The organism is Micromonospora sp. DT43 (assembly GCF_049841645.1).
Lineage (GTDB): Bacteria > Actinomycetota > Actinomycetes > Mycobacteriales > Micromonosporaceae > Micromonospora.
In genome coordinates this window covers 277,844-295,749 of record NZ_JBNCKR010000002.1, presented here as the reverse complement: position 1 = coordinate 295,749, position 17,906 = coordinate 277,844, and the positions used below count along the sequence as shown (strand labels likewise).

Sequence of the window (17,906 nt, the reverse complement as noted above, 5' to 3'; positions counted from 1 at the left end):
GAGTCGTGTGATGCTCTCCACCCGGGACCTGGTCGTCGGCTACGACGAGAGGACCGTGCTCGACGGGCTCACCCTGGACCTGCCGACCGACGCGTTCACAGTCATCGTCGGGCCCAACGCCTGCGGCAAGTCCACGCTGCTGCGCACGATGGCCCGGCTGCTCACCCCGCGACGTGGCACGGTCCTGCTGGACGGCACCGCCATCCGTGACCTGCCCACCCGCGACGTGGCCCGCCGGCTCGGCGTCCTGCCGCAGAGCCCGCTGGTGCCCGAGGGGGTCACCGTGGCCGACCTGGTCGGGCGCGGCCGGCAGCCGTACCAGCGGTGGTGGCGGCAGTGGTCGTCCGACGACGGCGCGGCGGTGGACGAGGCGATGGCTCTGGCCGACGTGGCCGACCTGGCCGACCGGCCGGTGGACAGCCTCTCCGGCGGCCAGCGGCAACGCGTGTGGATCGCCATGACCCTGGCCCAGGACACCGACACCCTGCTGCTGGACGAGCCGACCACCTTCCTCGACCTGGCACACCAGGTGGAGGTGCTGGACCTGCTGCACCGGTTGCGCGTCGAGCGCGGCCGCACCGTGGTCGCCGTGCTGCACGACCTCAACCAGGCCGCCCGCTACGCCGACCACCTGATCGCGATGCGCGCCGGCGCGGTGGTGGCCGCCGGGCCGCCCCGGGAGATCCTCACCGCCGACCTGGTCCGCGACGTCTTCGGGCTGGCCTGCGTCGTCGTTCCCTGCCCGGTGACCGGAGCGCCACTGGTGGTGCCCGCGCACACCGGCGGCACCTCCGTCCCCGCCGCTGCCGCGAGCGACCCCGACTCGTCGACGGCGTCCGTACCGGACGCCCGATCCGCCACCGGCGACGCGGCCAACCCGCTCGCCGACACGCACCCTTCGAAAGGACTCTGATGCGTCGTCTCGTCGCCGCTCTCGCCGCGGCCGTCGCCCTCGGGGCCGGCCTCACCGCCTGCGGTGAGAGCGACCCGGTCGCCGGCTCCACCACCGGGGAGACCCGGGAGATCACCCACGCCATGGGCACCACAAAGGTCCCGGCCGAGCCGAAGCGCGTCGTCGTGCTCGACACCGACAAGATCGACACGGCGCTCTCGCTGGGCATCACGCCGGTCGGCGCCGCCACCGCCGGCGAGGCGAAGAGCTGGCCGACGTACTTCGGCGCGGACAAGCTCGCCGGCATCAAGGAGGTCGGCGTGCTCGCCGAGCCCGACCTGGAGGCGATCAACGCCCTCAAGCCGGACCTCATCCTCGGCAGCAAGTTCCGCCAGGAGAAGTTCTACGACGAGCTGGCCGCCATCGCGCCCACCGTGTTCACCGACAAGGTGGGCATCACCTGGAAGGACAACTTCCTCCTCGACGGCAGGACGCTCGGCCGGGAGCAGCAGGCCAAGGACCTCCTCGGCGCGTACGAGAAGCGGGCGAAGGACTTCGGCGCCACCCTCGGCGACCCGGCCGCCCGCAAGGTGTCGATCGTGCGGTTCATCCCGGGCAACATCCGGGTGTACGGCCCGGACTCCTTCTCCGGCATCGTCATCGGCGACACCGGCCTCGGCCGCCCCGAGCGGCAGATGCTCGCCAACAAGGAGGACAAGCGCTTCGACCTGGTCAGCCCCGAGCGGATCAACGAGGTCGACGGCGACGTCATCTTCGTGACCGCGTACGGCGACAAGGCCGCCGCCGAGCAGGCCAAGGTGGCCGGCGGCACCCTCTGGAAGGGCTTGGGAGCGGTCAAGGCCGGTAAGGCGTACCCGGTCTCCGACGAGGTCTGGATGACAGGCATCGGCGTCGGCGCCGCCAACAAGATCCTCGACGACCTCGCGAAGTATCTCGCCGGCTGATCTCGGCGTACACCGCACAGGAGTGGCTGTCCGTGTCGGACAGCCACTCCTTCTCTTTGCGCTGCTGCGTCCGGGCTTGCTGATGGCGCATCATCGCGTGAGCTGTCGCCTACCGGACGTCCACGAACTGCGGATCGGCCTACGCTGCGGCAATAGAACCTCATGGCTCTCATGGGTCTCAGGGCGAGGAGCGGGACGTGAATCCTCCGCAGCGCACGATTCGGACCCGCTTCTGGGTCGAGGTCGCATCAGCGGCGCTCTTCGCGGTGCTGTTCGTGCTGACCCTCCTCTGGAAGGACTGGCTCGAGGCGTTCGGTTTCGAGCCCGACAACCACGACGGCACGGTCGAGTGGCTGATGGTCGCGGGGCTGTTCGTCCTGTCCGCCCTGTTCGCGGTGTCCGCCCGCTTCGAATGGCGGCGTACGGCACTCGCGCAGTAGGGACTCACCCGGGAGGGCCTCGTGCCAACCATCAAGGATGTCAGCCCGACCCGGTCCAACACGCCGAACCGGAAGTCGGGCCAGTTCACGACGGGGCGGATGCTCTCCCTCGACAGCTCCGACGACGGTCAGTTGGTGTTCGCCGGCTCCTTCTCGAGCAACCTCTGGGTCTCCGAGGACGGCGGGGAGTCGTGGTCACAGGTCGACCGGCCGCAGCCGAGTGCGGGTCAGTTCGGCGTACCGGGCGCGATGGGCGGCTACTGCGTGACGTCGATCGCCGTCGCGCCGGACTCGGCGCGCTGGGCGGTCGAGCGCAATCCGCGTCTGCTGGGCGAGATCTCCGGCGATCCCGGCGCCGGCATCGTCGGCTTCGGGGACACCGGCTTGTGGACCGCGACGAGCAGATCAGACGGTACGTTCGCCGCGCCGCGGCTGTTGTCGGCGGACTTCGGGACGCAGGCCGGCGGTTGGCAGGTGGACAGGCACCCCCGCTTCGTGGCCGACCTGACCGGTGACGGCCGTGCCGACATCGTCGGTTTCGGCGATGCGGGTGTCTGGGTCGCATTGAACAACGGTGACGGCACGTTCGGCCAGGCGCGGTTCGTGTTGGCGGATCTGGGTTACGAGTCCGGTTGGCGGGTGGAGAAGCATGTTCGGGTGTTGGCGGATCTGACCGGTGATGGTTGTGCCGACATTGTGGCGTTCGGCGACGACGGCGTGTACGTGGCTCTGAACCGGGGTGACGGCACGTTCGCGTTCACTCCGGTGCCGGCGATTCCCGATTTTGGGTTTGACGCTGGTGGTTGGCGGGTGGAGAAGCATGTTCGGGTGTTGGCGGATCTGACCGGTGATGGTTGCGCGGACGTCGTGGCGTTCGGTGACGACGGTGTGTGGGTCGCGTTGAACAACGGTGACGGCACGTTCGCGGGGCCGCGCTTCGTGTTGGCGGATCTGGGTTATGAGTCTGGCTGGCGTGTGGAGAAGCACGTACGGACCCTGGCGAACCTGACCGACGGCCGCGGCGCGGACATCGTCGCGTTCGGCAACGCCGGCGTCTACGTCGCACTCGGACAGGGCGACGGCACGTTCACGTTCACGCCCACACCCGCCCTCGCCGAGTTCGGCCACAACGCGGGTGGCTGGCGGATCCCCCGACACCCGCGCCTCGTGGGCGACGTGACAAGCGCCGGTCACGCGGACATCGTCGGCTTCGGCAACGCGGGTGTCCACCTCGCCCGTAACAACGGGGACGGCACCTTCCAGCCGTCGCAGCTGGTGGTGCGCGACTTCGGCTACGACTCGGGCTGGCGGGTGGAGAAGCATCCCCGGTTCCTCGTCGATGTGACCGGCGACGGCCACGCCGACATCGTCGGCTTCGGCGAGGCCGGCGTCTACGTCAGCCGCGCCAGCGGGACCTCCTTCGAGCCACCGCGGCTCGTGCTACCCAACTTCGGGGCCGGGGCGGTCGTGCTCGCCCTGGCGCAGTGCGACCGCGAGTCACAGGATGCCGGCGTGTGGCGTTCGAGCGACCGAGGGGCGAACTGGACACGCGTACACGGGTTCCCCCGCTCCACCGGTCAGGCGCGGCTGCCCGGCGCCGGTCAGCTCGTCTGGGCGCCGGGCACCGCGAATCTGGTCTACGCCGCGGGCGGCAGCTCCCTCGCGGTCAGCACCGACGGCGGTGCCACCTTCACCGACGTCATGCCCAGGCCGGGCGGCGGCTTCCAACAGGTCAACCACGTCGCGGTCGCCGCCACGCCTCCGGGCGCTCTCCAACCCCCGATCGTGTACGCGCTCGCCAGCCGAAAGGTCTTCGTCTCCGCCGACGCCGGCCTGACCTGGGTTCCCGACGTCGGGCCGGTCCCGGCCACCATCGGCGGCGCGACGGGGCTCGCGAACGCGCCGAACGAGCGGGTCATGGTGGTCTCACCCCGCTCGCCCCTGGAGGTCTTCGCGACTGCCGACGCCAACCTGGTCCCACCCGAGCTGTGGCGCGGCGACTACACACAGTTCACCCAGACGAACGCGTCACGGTGGACCCCGATGCCGCTGCCTGACCTGGTAAATCAGAAACAGTTCAGCGGTAACGTCTTCGTCGCCGCCACCCAACCCGGCCACGGCGAGGTGCTGTTCTACGGCCCGCAACGCGCGAAGGTCTTCGCGGCCCCGCTCGATCCCGCGTCCGCCGCGGACTGGCACGAACTCGACGACGGCCAACACGCGCATGTCGACCTGCACGGGATCTTCCTGTCGCCCGACTTCGCGGCAACGGTCCAGGACGGGTCGTACGTGTCGACCTCCGGCACCGTCTGGATGGCAAGCGACGGCGGCATCTTCCGCAGCACCGACGGCGGTCGGAACTTCCACGCCGCAGGCAGCATCAGCACCCTCTCCGTCGTGAACATCGCAGGCGTGGCGAACCCGGGCCGTGGCCCGGTCATCTCGCTCAACACCGGCGACAACGACGGCTTCGCCTCAGCCGACGGCGGGCAGACGTGGCGGCCGCAGGACTACGGCGGCGGCGACAACGACTGCTCCTTCGCCGATCCGCTGCGGCCGTCCTCGATGTTGGTCTTCACGCCGCGCTGGAACACCGACGGTCAGTTCGCCACCGGGGGAACGGGCCAGACGCTGGCCGTCTACGGTGCCCCACCCGGCGAGCTGCCGGACGTCACCAGCAGGACGCGACGGCAGATGATTCCGGGGCCATCCCTGCGCCCCGGCTCGACGATCTGGAATGCGACGAGCGGGTTCGTCATCCGCGGGTACCGCCCCATCGTGCACGACCTGCCCGGTGACGCCCCGCAGCCCGACGACCAGGTCTTCATCCGCTTCTTCGGCAACTTCTCGTCCCGGGAGCTGGGGACGTTCCCCAACAACCTGGCCGTGCTCCTGCGCGTAAGGAACCTGCGCGCCGTCACGAAGCGCACGGACTGGGACACCCCCGGCGGCTGGCGGGTGGACAGGCACCTCCGTCTGCTCGCGGACGTCACGGGAGACGGCCACGCGGACGTCGTCGGCTTCGGTGACGCCGGCGTGTGGACGGCGTTGAGCACGTCCCGCGGCTCGTTCGCCGACCCGCGGCTCGTCCTGGCGGACCTCGGTTACGAGTCCGGCTGGCGGGTCGAGAAGCACCCACGGCTGCTCGCCGACCTGACCAACTCCGGTGGTGCCGACATCGTCGCCTTCGGCAACGCGGGCGTCTACGTGGCGCTGAGCAACTCCGACGGCACCTTCAGCTTCACCCCGGTGCCCGTGGTCACCGACTTCGGGCACGATGCGGGCAGTTGGCGGGTCGAGAAGCACCTCCGGTTCGCGGTGGACCTGACCGGTGACGGCTGCGCCGACATCGTCGGTTTCGGCGACGACGGCGTCTCCGTCGCGCTGAACAACGGTGACGGCACGTTCGGTGCGGTGCAGTTCGTGTTGGCAGATCTGGGTTATGAGTCTGGTTGGCGGGTGGAGAAGCATGTTCGGGTGTTGGCGGATCTGACCGGTGATGGTTGTGCCGACATTGTGGCGTTCGGGGACGACGGTGTGTATGTGGCTCTGAACCGGGGTGACGGCACGTTCGCGTTCACTCCGGTGCCGGCGATTCCCGATTTTGGGTTTGACGCTGGTGGTTGGCGGGTGGAGAAGCATGTTCGGGTGTTGGCGGATCTGACCGGTGATGGTTGTGCGGACGTCGTGGCGTTCGGTGACGACGGTGTGTGGGTCGCGTTGAACAATGGTGATGGCACGTTCGCGGGGCCGCGGTTCGTGTTGGCGGATCTGGGTTACGACTCCGGCTGGCGGGTCGAGAAGCACGTCCGGACCCTGGCGAACCTGACCGACGGCCGCGGCGCGGACATCGTCGCGTTCGGCAACGCCGGCGTCTACACAGCCCTCGGCAACGGCGACGGCACGTTCGCCTTCACCCCCGTTCCCGCCGTCCCCGACTTCGGCTACGACTCCGACTGGCGGGTCGAGCAGCACCCGCGGTTCGTTGCCGACGTGACAAGCGCCGGTCACGCCGACATCGTCGGTTTCGGCGACGCGGGCGTCCTCATCGCTGTCAACAGGGGCGACGGCACCTTCCCGCCGCGCCCGCTGTTCGTCATTCCCAACTTCGGCGCTGGCGAGGGTGGGCCGTTCGAACAACAGGGGCCGTTCCTGCCCGACCCGAACGTCGGCATCGTCCAGGCGGCCGGGGGGCACAGCGGCACGGTTTTCGTCGTCGGCGGCGATGACGCGCGTCGGCTCTGGAAGTGGACCGACGGGATGCCCGCGTGGCAGCAGTTGGTGCCTGGTGGGGGCGCCGGGCAGGCTCGCCGGTTCTTTGTGGACCCGTACCGGCCCAACCTGCTGTACCTGTTGGACCGTGAGCACGTCATGCGCTCGGACGACGGCGGTGTCACCTGGCGTGTCGACGCCAGCCTGGAGCAGATGCTCACCTGCGGCGGCCGCATCGGCGCCGACCGTGACGAGGATGCGGACGGTCAGGGCGACCACTACGGCTCCATTCTCAGCGACATGCAGTTCGACCCCGTCAACCCGAGGCGTCGCTTCGCCGTCGGACTCGCCGGGGCGTTCATGACCACCGACGGCGTGGTCTGGACTCGTCTGCTCGACACGGGCGCAGTCCGTGGCCGGCCCGCCAACTGCTACTTCGACTGCGTCTCGAATCCCGCCGACCCGGCGCTGTACGTGTCGTTCGCGGGGCGGAGCATCATGCGGATCAGCGGCTTCGCGGTGACCGGCCCCGTGGCGGCGACCAGCGCCACTCCTGCGGTTTTCGAGGATCATCCGCCGGCTTCGTCTGACCTGCGACGCTCTCTGGTCCGCACGAGGGACGGACAGGTCGGCACGGCACAGGCCATGCCGGACGACCGCGTGCTTGTCACCTTCGACGACGGCCGGTCGATCGTCGTCGACGCCGACGAGATCACGCCGCACGACGACCGGCTCTGACGCCCGGCCGGCTCTGACGCCCGGCCGGCTCTGACGCCCGGCCGGCTCTGACGGCCCGCTCTGACGGCCGGCCCGGGGACCGACCGTCACGGCGGGCAGGTGTGCTGTCGTGAATGGCCGAAGCGCCCCTCGCTGCCCCCGCCGCACAGCTCGGGGGGGACAGCGACGGTGAGAGGCTGTGCCGAGCTGCCCGTCCGGGTCGATGGCTGGACCCGGACGGGCTGCGACGATCAGGCGGCGGTGGACCAGATGGCGCGGAAGGCGGCGGCCTCGCCGGAGAGCCAGCGTTCGATCTGGTCGGGCTTGGCGCCGGTGGGCATGCGGTGGGCCTCACCGCGTCGGACGTCGACCAGCACGGGTTCGGCGTGCGGGAGGACGGCGTCCATGTGTCGGGCCATCAGGTGCAGGGTGGCGAGCACCGACTCCTCGCTCGGTGGGGCCTCGTCGAAGTGCAGGCGGACCGCGTCGGCGTGGCCGTCGGCGTGACGTACGCCGAAATGGGGGTTGATCTTGACGGGTAGGTCACCCAGCATGGCCAGGGCGTCGCGGGTCTGGGCGAGGTCGACGGCGGCCGGATCGCCGAGGGAGTGCAGCCAGGCCGTGGCGCCGGGCACCAGCGCCTGGTAGAGCGGACGCCAGCGTGGCTTGACGATGTCGACCACCCCGGTGAGGTGGGTGCCGCCGGTGTGGAAGGCGATGTCGGCCTTGAGCGCCTTGACGAACTGGCCGTGCGGGTTGAAGCCGGAGCGGCTGGCGCGCTGCTTGCGCAGACCACCCACGAAGGTCGCCTTGGTGGGGCCGGTGCGGTCGACGTAGCGGGTGAAGCCGAGCAGCGTGGCGTACGGGGTGAGCGGCGTGGAGGCGGGAGCGGTCACGGGCGTCCTCCCTAGTCGTAATCCTGCAGGTCAGGAACTCGATTAGTACATACATTCTAATCGACACCTCTGACATCGCCCAGTGAAAACGACTGTGCGGAAGACGCGACAAAGGGGGCCTCCCGGCGTGCGGAAGACCCCCTGTCGAGACGGCTGCTAGAGCTGGCCGACGTCCGTGATCCGGACGACCGCCGCGCCGACCTCGTCCGAGGCGACGAGGTCGATCTCGGCGCTGATGCCCCAGTCGTGGTCGCCGTTGGGATCGTCGAAGCTCTGCCGGACCGTCCACCGCTCCCGGCCCTGTTCGATCATGAGCAGTGCCGGCCCCCGGGCGTCCGGCCCGACGCCGATCGAGTCGTACTCCTCGAAGTACGGCGCGAGGGCGTCGGCCCACGCGTCGTAGTCCCAGCCGTCCTCGGCGTCCAGCTCGGCGAGCAGGTCCCAGCGGCGCAGCGCGGCCAGCTCGACGCGGCGGAACAGCGCGTTGCGCACCAGCACCCGGAACGCCCGCGCGTTGCGGGTCACCGCCGGCGGCCGATCGGTGAGGGAGGCGTGGGCCTGGGCCACCTCGGCCACGTCGGACGGGTTGCGCAGCCGTTCCCACTCGTCGATGAGGCTGGAGTCGACCTGGCGGACCAGCTCGCCGAGCCACTCGATGAGGTCGATCAGCTCCTCGGTCTTGGCGTCCTCGGGCACGGTCTGGCGCAGCGTCTTGTACGCGTCGGCCAGGTAGCGCAGGACGAGGCCCTCCGAGCGGGTCAGCCCGTAGAACTGCACGTACTCGGTGAAGGTCATGGCCCGCTCGTACATGTCGCGGACGACGGCCTTGGGGGAGAGCTGGTGGTCGGCGACCCACGGGTGGCCCTGCCGGTACATCTCGTACGCGGCCTCCAGCAGCTCCGCGAGGGGCTTCGGGTGGGTCACCTCGTCGAGCAGTTCGAGGCGTGCCTCGTACTCGATGCCCTCGGCCTTCATCGCGGCGACCGCCTCGCCGCGCGCCTTGAACTGCTGCGCGGACAGGATCTGCCGGGGGTCGTCGAGGATCGACTCGACAACGCTCAGCACGTCGAGCGCGTACGACGGGGACTCGGCGTCGAGCAGCTCGATGGTGGCCAGGGCCAGGGGGGAGAGCGGCTGGTTGAGCGCGAAGTCGAGCTGGAGGTCGACGGTGAGCCGGATCCGCCGGCCGGTCTCGTCCGGCTCGGGCAGCTCCTCGACCACACCACCGGCCCGCAGCGCCCGGTAGATGGCGATGGCCCGGCGGATGTGCCGGCGCTGGGCGGCGGGCTCCTCGTGGTTGTCGGTGAGCAGGTGCCGCATCGCGGTGAACGCGTCCCCGGGCCGACCGATGACGTTGAGCAGCATCGAGTGGCTGACCTGGAAGCTGGAGGTCAGCGGCTCCGGCTCGGCGTCGACGAGTCGGTCGAAGGTGGGCTGCCCCCAGCCGATCGAGCCCTCCGGCGGCTTCTTGCGGACCACCTTCCGCCGCTTCTTCGGGTCGTCGCCGGCCTTGGCGAGGGCCTTGGAGTTGTCGATGACGTGCTCGGGGGCCTGCACCACGACCCGGCCGATGGTGTCGTACCCGGCCCGACCGGCCCGCCCGGCGATCTGGTGGAACTCCCGGTTCTTGAGCAGCCGGGTACGGACCCCGTCGTACTTGGACAGGCCGGTGAACAGCACGGTGCGGATCGGCACGTTGATGCCGACGCCGAGGGTGTCGGTGCCGCAGATGACCTTGAGCAGGCCGGCCTGCGCGAGGGTCTCCACGAGGCGGCGGTACTTGGGCAGCATGCCGGCGTGGTGCACGCCGATGCCGTGGCGGACCAGCCGGGACAGCGTCTTGCCGAAGCCGGAGGTGAACCGGAAGCCGCCGATCGCCTGGGCGATCATGTCCTTCTCGGCGCGGGTGCAGACGTTCACGCTCATCAGCGCCTGGGCGCGTTCCAGCGCGGCGGCCTGGGTGAAGTGCACGACGTACACCGGGGCCTGCTTGGTCTCCAGCAGCTCTTCCAGCGTCTCGTGCATCGGCGTCATCGCGTACGAGAAGATCAGCGGAACCGGCCGCTCCGCCGAGCGCACGACGGCGGTCGGCCTACCGGTGCGTCGGGTCAGGTCGTCGACGAACCGGGTGGTGTCCCCCAGGGTGGCGGACATCAGGACGAACTGGGCCTGCGGCAGCTCGATGATCGGCACCTGCCACGCCCAGCCCCGGTCGGGCTCGGCGTAGAAGTGGAACTCGTCCATGATCACTTGGCCGACGTCTGCCTTGGCGCCCTCGCGCAGGGCGAGGTTGGCCAGGATCTCCGCCGTGCAGCAGATGATCGGGGCGTCGGCGTTCACGCTGGCGTCGCCGGTGAGCATGCCGACGTTCTCGGCGCCGAAGACCTCGCAGAGCGCGAAGAACTTCTCCGACACCAGGGCCTTGATCGGCGCGGTGTAGAAGGTCGTCCGGCTGTCCGCGAGGGCCGCGAAGTGCGCGGCGATGGCCACCAGGCTCTTGCCCGAGCCGGTGGGCGTGTTCATGATCAGGTTGGCGCCGGAGACGATCTCGATGACCGCCTCCTCCTGATGGGGGTAGAGGTCGAGGCCGCGCTCCTTCGCCCAGCTGGCGAACGCGTCGAAGAGGGTGTCGGGGTCGGCGCTTGTCGGCAGCGCGGCGGTGAGCGTCATATCCCGTCCATGGTGCCTGGATCATGCCCCCGCGCGCCAACCCGGCCTTCGCCGGGCACCCGTCCGGGCCGGCTCGTCACCGTCGGCGGTAGATCAGGTCAGCGACCGGCCGGCCAGCGGTGATCGCCCGGCGCTCGAACTTCGTCACCGGGCGGTGCGCCGGACGCGGCGCGAAGCCGCCGTACGCGTCGACGAGCCCCGGGTCCGCGTCCAGGGTCTCCCGCATCGCCTCGGCGTACTCGGCCCAGTCGGTCGCGCAGTGCAGCGTCCCGCCGGGGGCCAGCCGGGAGCGCAGCAGCGCCACGTGCGCCGGCTGGATGATGCGCCGCTTGTGGTGGCGAGACTTCGGCCAGGGGTCGGGAAAGAAGATGTGCACGGCGTCCAGGACGCCCTCCGGCAGGCCGCTGACCAGCTCCAACGCGTCGCCCTGGGCCACCCGCACGTTTCCGAGGCCACCGCGGTCCACCAGGTCGAGCAGGTTCGCGATTCCCGGCGTGTGGACCTCGACCGCCAGATAATCTCGATCCGGGTCGGCGGCGGCCATCGCGGCGGTGCTGTCGCCCATGCCCGAGCCGATCTCCAGCACCACAGGGGCCCGGCGACCGAACAGGGCGGCCAGGTCGACCGGTTCGGCCGACACGTCCCGGCCGTAGGAGGACCAGAGCCGCTCCAGCGCGTCGGTCTGGCGGCCGCTCATCCGGCCCCGGCGGGGGTGGAAGGTGCGGATCGGCCGGTCCGCGGGCGGGACGGCGGCGGGTTCAGGGTCGGTGATGGTCACAGCGACCCGAGCGTACGCGACGTCGTCGGCGGATCGGGTGTGATGTGCGACCGGGAATGAGAGAATCGATCTGGTACGGCAGGCCGGGCGGTCCGCTGCCCGGCGCGGTCCTACGGCGTCGAGAGGGGGCATCGTGGCAGTGACCCGCGGCGGCGTGACCCTGTCGGTGGTGACCGTGCTCGCCGGCCCCCTGCTGGCCGCCTCCCCCGCACACGCCGCGCCCGCGCCCGTCGCCCGCCCGCTCGTGTTCGTCGCGCCGGCGCCCGGGGGGCAGCCCGAGAGTCAGCCCGGCGGCACCCAACCCCAGCCCGCTCCGGCGGTGGACGTCTTCGTCGAGGTGAGCCCCAGCACCGTGCAGCCCGGCTACCTGGTCGGCATCCGGGCCAGCTGTCGGGACAACTCGGTGGGCGCCACAGTCGTCTCCGACGCGTTCGGCGCCGTCGGCGTGCAACCGCAGCGGGGCGTGCTCACCGCCGCGCCGATGGTGCGCGAGCGCACCCGCCCCGGCAACTACCGGGTCAAGTTGGAGTGCCGCGACGGCGAGACCGCGTCGACAATGCTCCAGGTGGTCAAGAAGGTGCCGACCCAGCCCAGCCGAGGCCCGGCCACCGGCTTCGGTGGCGGTGCCGGAGGGACGACCGGCAAGTTGCTGCTGCCCGGCGGTGCGGCACTGACCATCACCGGGTTGATCCTCGCCGTGGTGGCCCTGCGTCGGCCACGTGCCGTCCATGGCGTCACGCGCCGCTGAGCCCGCCATGGAGATCTTCCGCCCCACTCCACCGCCCTCCGGCTCCCGCCCGCCCAGGGGCTCCCGCCCACCTCGCGGTCAGTGGTCGCCGGACGACGCGGAGTCGACCGCTGGCTCCCGTCCGCCCGACGATGCGCGGCCGTCCGCCGGCTCGCGGGGCCCCGACGACGCATGGCCGTCCGGGAATTCGCGCCGGCCCGACAGCTCGCGGCAGGCCGCTGGGTCGCGGCAGGCCGCTGGGTCGCGGCAGGCCGCTGGGTCGCGGCCGGTCCGCGATTCGCGTGCCTCCGCGGACCGACCGTCGGGGGCCGCCCGGCCAGCGGTGGCCTCCCGTCCGCCGACCGCCGTCGCTCCCCGGCGCAGCCGTCCATCCGGCCGTAGCCCCTGGTCCGTGCCGCTGGCAGTGGTGCTGGTGCTGCTGGGGGTCTTCGCCACCGGTGCGGGGCTGGGCCGCTCGGTCGGCCCGTTCGACTGGGCCCCGGCCGGCGGTGACCGCCCGGCCCGCAGCGAGACGGTCGGGTTGTCGGCCAGTCGCCCGGTACGGCTCACCGTCCCGGCGATCAAGGTGGAGGCGCCGGTGGCACCCGTCGGGCAGGCGCGGGACGGCTCGATAGCCGTACCGCCGTTGGAACGGCACAACGAGACCGGCTGGTACGACCGCGGGCCCACACCCGGCGAGCCCGGTCCGGCGGTCATCGTCGGGCACGTGGACACCAAGAGTGGCCCCTCGGTCTTCTACGACCTGGGCAAACTCAAGCCCGGTGACCTGATCGAGGTGGCTCGGGCGGACCGGTCGACGGTGGTGTTCACTGTCGACACCGTCGAGCACTTCCCGAAGGACCGGCTGCCCGCCGAGCGGATCTACGGCCACGACGGCCCCTCCGGCCTGCGCCTGATCACCTGCGGTGGCCAGTTCATCGGCGGACGTACCGGCTACGCCGACAACGTGATCGCCTTCGCCACCCTCCGGTCGTCCCGCAAGCCCTGAGCCGAGTCCGCTCGCCCGCCGGTGGTTGATCGACTCGGGATCAGTGAAGTCGCGGCATCAGGCTGCTCCGGACACCCCGGTTTCGCCGAACCCGAGTGGATCAACGGCGCGGCCCGCCGTCAGCGCAGAAAATCCAGGAGGTGGCGAAGGGTCGGACGCTGCGCGGACTCGCGGCCGGCTAGGGCTGGGGCACCTGGAGCGCCACTTCGAACTCCAGCAGGCTCGCTCCGGTGGAGACCGGCGGGCGGGGCTTGTCACCGGGGGCGGCAGCGTGGGCCTCCCGCGACGGGCCGGCGGCCCAGGCCTGGTACGCCTCCTCGCTCTCCCACCTGGTGTAGACGAAGTAGCGGGTCTCGCCGGCCACCGGCCGGAGCAGTTCGAAGCCGAGGAAGCCGGGGGAGTTCTCCACCGCGCCGGCCCGCGCCGCGAACCGCTTCTCCAACTCGGCGCCGGCGCCCGGCGGAACGTCGATTGCGTTGATCTTCACGACTGCCATCTGTCCACCCTAGCCAGCGACGGCCGGCTCAGAACGCCTCGACCGCCGGGACGAGGTCCGCGTCGACGACGATCGGGGCGTGGTCGGAGGGGCCCTTGCCCTTGCGGGCCTCCCGGTCCACGTACGCCGAGCGGACCGCCCGGGTGAACGGCGCGGAGGCGTACACCAGGTCGATCCGCATGCCCTTGTTCTGGTGGAACATCCCGGCCCGGTAGTCCCAGTAGGTGAACGGGTGCGGCCCCTTCATCGGGGTCGGTACCACGTCGGCGAGCCCGAGGTCGCGCAGCGCGGCCAGGGCGGCCCGCTCGGCCGGGGTGACGTGCGTGGAGTGGGTGAAGACGGCCGGGTCCCAGACGTCCGCGTCGGTCGGGGCGACGTTGAAGTCGCCGCACACGGCCAGCGGCAGGCCGCCGGCCAGCTCCGCTTCCAGCGCGTCGCGCAGCGCCGCGAACCACGCCAGCTTGTACGCGTAGTGCGGGTCGTCGGGTGTCCGGCCGTTGGGCACGTACACCGACCAGACCCGCAGCCCGTCGCAGGTGGCGGAGATCGCGCGGGCCTCCGGGGCGGGGAAGCCCGGCTCACCCGCGAACCCGACGCGGATGTCGTCCAGGCCGACCCGGGACAGGATCGCGACCCCGTTCCACCGGCCGTCGCTGTGGCTGGCCACGGTGTAGCCCAGCTCGCCCACCTCGGCCACCGGGAAGGCGCCGTCCGGGCACTTCGTCTCCTGCAGGCAGACGACGTCGGGCCCGGTGCCGGCCAGCCACTCCAACAGCCGGGGCAGCCGGGCCTTCACCGAGTTCACGTTCCAGGTCGCCAGGCGCATGCCTCCACCCTGCCGCATCCGCGCCCGTATCGCCGGGTCAGCTGCCCGGGGTGTCGCCGGGACGGGTCTGTTCGGCCAGGAACCGTTCCAGCTCCGCGCCGAGCTCGTCGGCGGTGGGCAGCGGACCGGCGTCGGGGGCGAGCAGGTTCCGCTCGCCGCGACCCCGGGCGAACGCGTCGTACTGCTCCTCCAGGGCCTGGACCAGGGCGGCGGCGTCCTCGGTCTGGGCGACCTGCCTGTCGATCTCCACCCGGACCACCTCGGCGGCCGAGCGCAGGCCGTCGCCGGGCAGCAGCAGCCCCGTGCTGCGGGACACCGCGCTCAGCAGCACCTCGGCGGCGGCCGGGTACTCGGTCTGCGCCACGTAGTGCGGCACGTGCGCGGCGAACCCGAGCGCGTCACGGCCCTGCTCGCCGAGGCGGAACTCCAGCAGGTGACCGACGCTGCCGGGCACCTGGACCCGTTGCAGCCAGGGCTCGTACCCGCTGATCAGCTCCGGACGGGTGGCGTGGGCGGTCACGCCTGTCGGCCTGGTGTGGGGCACCGCCATCGGGATCGAGTTGAGCCCGACGGTGAGCCGGACGTCCAGGCGGGCGGCGAGCCCCGCCACGGCGGCGGTGAACCGCTCCCACTGCAGGTCCGGTTCGGGGCCGGTGAGCAGCAGGAAAGGGGTCTCGTCGTCGTCGTGCAGGAGGTGCAGCTCCAGCTTGGGGGCGTCGAAGCTCTCCCAGTGGTCCTCGACGAAGGTCATGACCGGTCGTCGGGACCGGTAGTCGAAGAGCTGGTCCACGTCGAAGGTGGCGATCGGCCGGCCCTCGAGCGAGGTGAGCAACTGCTCGCGGGCCAGCCGGCTGGCGTTGCCGGCGTCCACGAACCCGGTCAGGGCCTGGACCAGGACCGGTTGCCCGAGGTCGGGCAGATCGTCGGTGAGCTGATAGAGCTCGTGTGGGTCGAGCACCGGTGCGGACCTCCCTGGAATGTGCCTGTTCGGATGGCGACGCGATGGACGCCACCCGATTCGGGAAACGTACCTGCCATCCTGGTGCATTCCTGCGTCGGGCGATCCGTCGGCCAACGGGTGGGCGTGATCGGACGAACCACCCGATTACGCCGTTCGGCCGATGGGCGGTTCGGCCCAAAGGCCGAGTTTGTCGATCATGTCGGTCCGCGCGGCCCGATGTCCGCCCCTGTCGCCGTCCGTGCCGGCCCACGTGCCGCGCCGGTTTCCTCCGGTACGCGAGGTCCGTTCCCCGGGCGGGTCGAGCCGTCCCGCTCGTCCACCCGAGGGACCCGATTCTGTGGTGAGGACCACGTGATCACTGTGCGTGATCGGGGTTTCCGTCTGCCTAGCCTCGGCTGATGCGTGACGACGGCACCCTCGACGACCCGTACGCCCCGAGCAGCCCCACTACCGGAACGGAGGAAGGCACCTCAGCCGAACGGACAACCGCCGCGAGTCGGCTTCGGGCGTACGCCCGCGACCTGACCGGTCGACGCCGGGCCCAGGTGGCCCTCGCCACCGGCGTGGTGTGCTGCCTCGGTCTGGCCGCCGTCGCACAGGTGCACGGTGAGACCGCCGGCGCGGCGACGCCTGTGGACAGCAGCGCCGAGCTGGCGCAGCGCGCCGAGCAGCAGCGCGCGTCCCGGGCTCTCGACCGTGCCGCCACTCCCTCCGCCAGCCCGTCCGTCTCCGCGACCTCCGCCGACCCGGACACCACAGCGCGTGCCCGCAAGGTCGTCCCGGCGCGGCCTACCGATCCGGCGCCGGTCGCCGGACTGGACGACGACCAGATGGAGAACGCCGAGGCGATCGTCCGCGCCGGGCGCAAGATGGGCATCCCGCGCCGTGGTCTGGTCATCGCGGTGGCGACCGCCATGCAGGAGAGCAACCTCTACAACGTCGCCAGCGGCGTCCTGCCGGAGTCGCAGGACTACCCGCACCAGGGCGTCGGCTGGGACCACGACTCGGTCGGGCTGTTCCAGCAGCGCTCCAGCAGCGGCTGGGGCCCGGTCGGCCGGCTGATGGACCCCGAGTTCGCTACCCGGCAGTTCCTCACCGCGTTGGAGCAGGTGCCCGGCTGGCAGCAGATGCGGCTCACCGACGCCGCGCAGGCGGTGCAGGTCTCCGCGTACCCCGAGCACTACCAGCAGCACGAGTGGCGTGCCACCCGGGTCGTCGACGCCATCGTGCCGGCCGGGCGGTAGCCTACCGACCACTGTGGACGGTGAGGGTTGAGCCTGTCGCGTCCCGGGTACATCAGTTGCGGGTTCGGGGTACACATGACTGAGGGACCACCGACAGGAGGACGTTATGTCTTTGATGCAGCGGATCAGCACGTTCCTGAGATCGCCGAAGGGTCAGCAGTTGGTGGACCGGGGGCGGCGCGAGCTGGCCAAGCCCGACAACCAGCAGAAGCTCAAGGGGTTGGCGGCGCGACTGTCCAACCGCCGTCGCTGACCGCGCCACCGGCCGTCCTACCCGTACCCACCCCTGGGGAGACCCGGTGACCGACACCCCGCCCGTCGGCGGTCAACCCGCCGTGCCCACTCCCGAGCCGTCGGCCGACCTGCCGGTCGCACCGGCGGCCGCGCCCGAGGGGCCGCCGGCCCGACTCTGGGACCGGATGCGCGACGATCCGCAGTACGCCCCGGAGCACCTCGCCCTGGAGGCGGTGCGCCGGCTCGGGCCGGAGGCCGCCCAGTGGGCAGCCCGGGCCCGCAGCGAACACCCCGGTGTCTCGTCCGACGTCCTGGCCGACCAGGCGGCCCGCAAGTTCGTCAATCTCGCTCGGCTGTCCGGAGCGGTCTCCGGCGCGGCCGGGCTGCCCGGTGCCGTCCTCGACGTCGGCGTGCTCGCCTGGACCCAGGCACGCATGGTGTTGCACATCGCCGCCGCGTACGACGTCGACCCGCTGCACAGCGACCGGGCCACCGACCTGCTCGTGCTCCAGCGCGTGCACAAGGTCGCCGAGAGCGCCCGGCTGGCGCTCGGGGTGGCCGCCGGGCGGGAACGCGCCGACGCGCTCTTCGGCCTGGGCGGCCAGCGTCCGCTCGGCCGGGTCATGTTGCAGCTCGGCGTGCGGCTGGCCCAGATGGCAGGCGTGCGGGCGGCCAAACGACTCGTCGCAAAGATCGTGCCGGGTGCGGCGATCGTGCTCGGCACCTGGGCCAACTCGTCAGCCACCAAGGATCTGGCCGAGCGCTCCCGGGCGCTCTACCGTCAGCGCGGCACCGGCGTCCCGGAGCCCCGCCGCCCGTGAGCCCGCCCCCGAGAGGGG

At 71.3% G+C, this 17,906-nt stretch carries 15 protein-coding genes; 9 read left to right on the top strand and 6 right to left on the bottom strand.

Going from position 1 to position 17,906, the window contains the following annotated elements:
* The first annotated feature begins 10 nt into the window (after window positions 1–10).
* The 4 genes from ACLQ26_RS05505 to ACLQ26_RS05490 all read left to right on the top strand — a co-directional run bounded on the left by ACLQ26_RS05505 (window position 11) and on the right by ACLQ26_RS05490 (window position 7,247).
* Window positions 11–913: an ABC transporter ATP-binding protein gene (locus tag ACLQ26_RS05505; RefSeq protein ID WP_425743377.1), complete on the top strand. Its 903-nt coding sequence runs from the start codon at window positions 11–13 to the stop codon at window positions 911–913.
* Window positions 913–1,857: an ABC transporter substrate-binding protein gene (locus tag ACLQ26_RS05500; protein ID WP_425743376.1), complete on the top strand. Its 945-nt coding sequence runs from the start codon at window positions 913–915 to the stop codon at window positions 1,855–1,857. Before ACLQ26_RS05505 ends, ACLQ26_RS05500 begins: the two co-directional genes overlap by 1 nt.
* Before the next feature lie 197 nt (window positions 1,858–2,054).
* On the top strand, window positions 2,055–2,297 hold the full coding sequence (locus ACLQ26_RS05495) for an ABC transporter permease (RefSeq protein WP_425743375.1): 243 nt from the start codon (window positions 2,055–2,057) through the stop codon (window positions 2,295–2,297).
* Window positions 2,298–2,318: 21 nt separating this feature from the next.
* Entirely contained in the window at window positions 2,319–7,247 is a 4,929-nt protein-coding gene (locus ACLQ26_RS05490; protein WP_425743374.1) for an FG-GAP-like repeat-containing protein, read from the top strand.
* Between the two features lie 230 nt (window positions 7,248–7,477).
* Here ACLQ26_RS05490 and ACLQ26_RS05485 read toward each other — a convergent pair whose 3' ends face one another.
* The 3 genes from ACLQ26_RS05485 to trmB all read right to left on the bottom strand — a co-directional run bounded on the left by ACLQ26_RS05485 (window position 7,478) and on the right by trmB (window position 11,570).
* Window positions 7,478–8,122, bottom strand: coding sequence for a hypothetical protein (locus ACLQ26_RS05485; protein WP_425743373.1), 645 nt, complete (start codon window positions 8,120–8,122; stop codon window positions 7,478–7,480).
* Window positions 8,123–8,278: 156 nt separating this feature from the next.
* Entirely contained in the window at window positions 8,279–10,792 is a 2,514-nt protein-coding gene (locus ACLQ26_RS05480) for a DEAD/DEAH box helicase (RefSeq protein WP_425743372.1), read from the bottom strand.
* A gap of 76 nt (window positions 10,793–10,868) precedes the next feature.
* A complete protein-coding gene (gene trmB, locus ACLQ26_RS05475; RefSeq protein ID WP_425743371.1) occupies window positions 10,869–11,570 on the bottom strand; it encodes a tRNA (guanosine(46)-N7)-methyltransferase TrmB in 702 nt (233 codons plus the stop codon).
* 130 nt (window positions 11,571–11,700) lie between these two features.
* Between trmB and ACLQ26_RS05470 the strand changes: the two genes are divergently transcribed.
* Window positions 11,701–12,318, top strand: coding sequence for a hypothetical protein (locus ACLQ26_RS05470; RefSeq protein WP_425743776.1), 618 nt, complete (start codon window positions 11,701–11,703; stop codon window positions 12,316–12,318).
* Window positions 12,319–12,640: 322 nt separating this feature from the next.
* On the top strand, window positions 12,641–13,306 hold the full coding sequence (locus ACLQ26_RS05465) for a class F sortase (protein WP_425743370.1): 666 nt from the start codon (window positions 12,641–12,643) through the stop codon (window positions 13,304–13,306).
* A gap of 178 nt (window positions 13,307–13,484) precedes the next feature.
* Here the strand turns inward: ACLQ26_RS05465 and ACLQ26_RS05460 are convergent, their stop codons facing one another.
* Genes ACLQ26_RS05460 through ACLQ26_RS05450 form a run of 3 tightly spaced genes read right to left on the bottom strand, consistent with a single transcriptional unit; the run spans window position 13,485 to window position 15,586 of the window.
* Entirely contained in the window at window positions 13,485–13,802 is a 318-nt protein-coding gene (locus tag ACLQ26_RS05460; RefSeq protein ID WP_425743369.1) for an antibiotic biosynthesis monooxygenase family protein, read from the bottom strand.
* A 28-nt stretch (window positions 13,803–13,830) separates the two neighbouring features.
* Window positions 13,831–14,628 (bottom strand): exodeoxyribonuclease III, encoded by a 798-nt coding sequence (locus tag ACLQ26_RS05455; RefSeq protein WP_425743368.1) that lies wholly within the window; start codon window positions 14,626–14,628, stop codon window positions 13,831–13,833.
* Window positions 14,629–14,665: 37 nt separating this feature from the next.
* The gene (locus ACLQ26_RS05450) at window positions 14,666–15,586 is read right to left on the bottom strand and encodes a proteasome assembly chaperone family protein (RefSeq protein ID WP_358104605.1); all 921 of its coding nucleotides are present in this window, start codon (window positions 15,584–15,586) and stop codon (window positions 14,666–14,668) included.
* Between the two features lie 401 nt (window positions 15,587–15,987).
* On the opposite strand from ACLQ26_RS05450, the gene ACLQ26_RS05445 reads away from it, so the two are divergent.
* From ACLQ26_RS05445 to ACLQ26_RS05435, 3 genes are all read left to right on the top strand, one after another.
* Window positions 15,988–16,833: a peptidase M23 gene (locus ACLQ26_RS05445; protein WP_425743367.1), complete on the top strand. Its 846-nt coding sequence runs from the start codon at window positions 15,988–15,990 to the stop codon at window positions 16,831–16,833.
* Between the two features lie 106 nt (window positions 16,834–16,939).
* Complete coding sequence (locus ACLQ26_RS05440; RefSeq protein ID WP_007457988.1) at window positions 16,940–17,086, top strand: hypothetical protein; 147 nt, start codon at window positions 16,940–16,942, stop codon at window positions 17,084–17,086.
* Window positions 17,087–17,132: 46 nt separating this feature from the next.
* Window positions 17,133–17,888: an EcsC family protein gene (locus tag ACLQ26_RS05435; protein ID WP_425743366.1), complete on the top strand. Its 756-nt coding sequence runs from the start codon at window positions 17,133–17,135 to the stop codon at window positions 17,886–17,888.
* Window positions 17,889–17,906 lie beyond the last annotated feature (18 nt).

What these genes read in the sequence shown, in the direction of transcription:
- ACLQ26_RS05460 (WP_425743369.1), bottom strand. Translation starts at nt 13,802, where the DNA reads ATGGCAGTCGTGAAGATCAACGCAATCGACGTTCCGCCGGGCGCCGGC.
- ACLQ26_RS05440 (WP_007457988.1), top strand. Translation starts at nt 16,940, where the DNA reads ATGTCTTTGATGCAGCGGATCAGCACGTTCCTGAGATCGCCGAAGGGT.
- ACLQ26_RS05445 (WP_425743367.1), top strand. Translation starts at nt 15,988, where the DNA reads ATGCGTGACGACGGCACCCTCGACGACCCGTACGCCCCGAGCAGCCCC.
- ACLQ26_RS05505 (WP_425743377.1), top strand. Translation starts at nt 11, where the DNA reads ATGCTCTCCACCCGGGACCTGGTCGTCGGCTACGACGAGAGGACCGTG.
- ACLQ26_RS05455 (WP_425743368.1), bottom strand. Translation starts at nt 14,628, where the DNA reads ATGCGCCTGGCGACCTGGAACGTGAACTCGGTGAAGGCCCGGCTGCCC.
- ACLQ26_RS05500 (WP_425743376.1), top strand. Translation starts at nt 913, where the DNA reads ATGCGTCGTCTCGTCGCCGCTCTCGCCGCGGCCGTCGCCCTCGGGGCC.
- ACLQ26_RS05480 (WP_425743372.1), bottom strand. Translation starts at nt 10,792, where the DNA reads ATGACGCTCACCGCCGCGCTGCCGACAAGCGCCGACCCCGACACCCTC.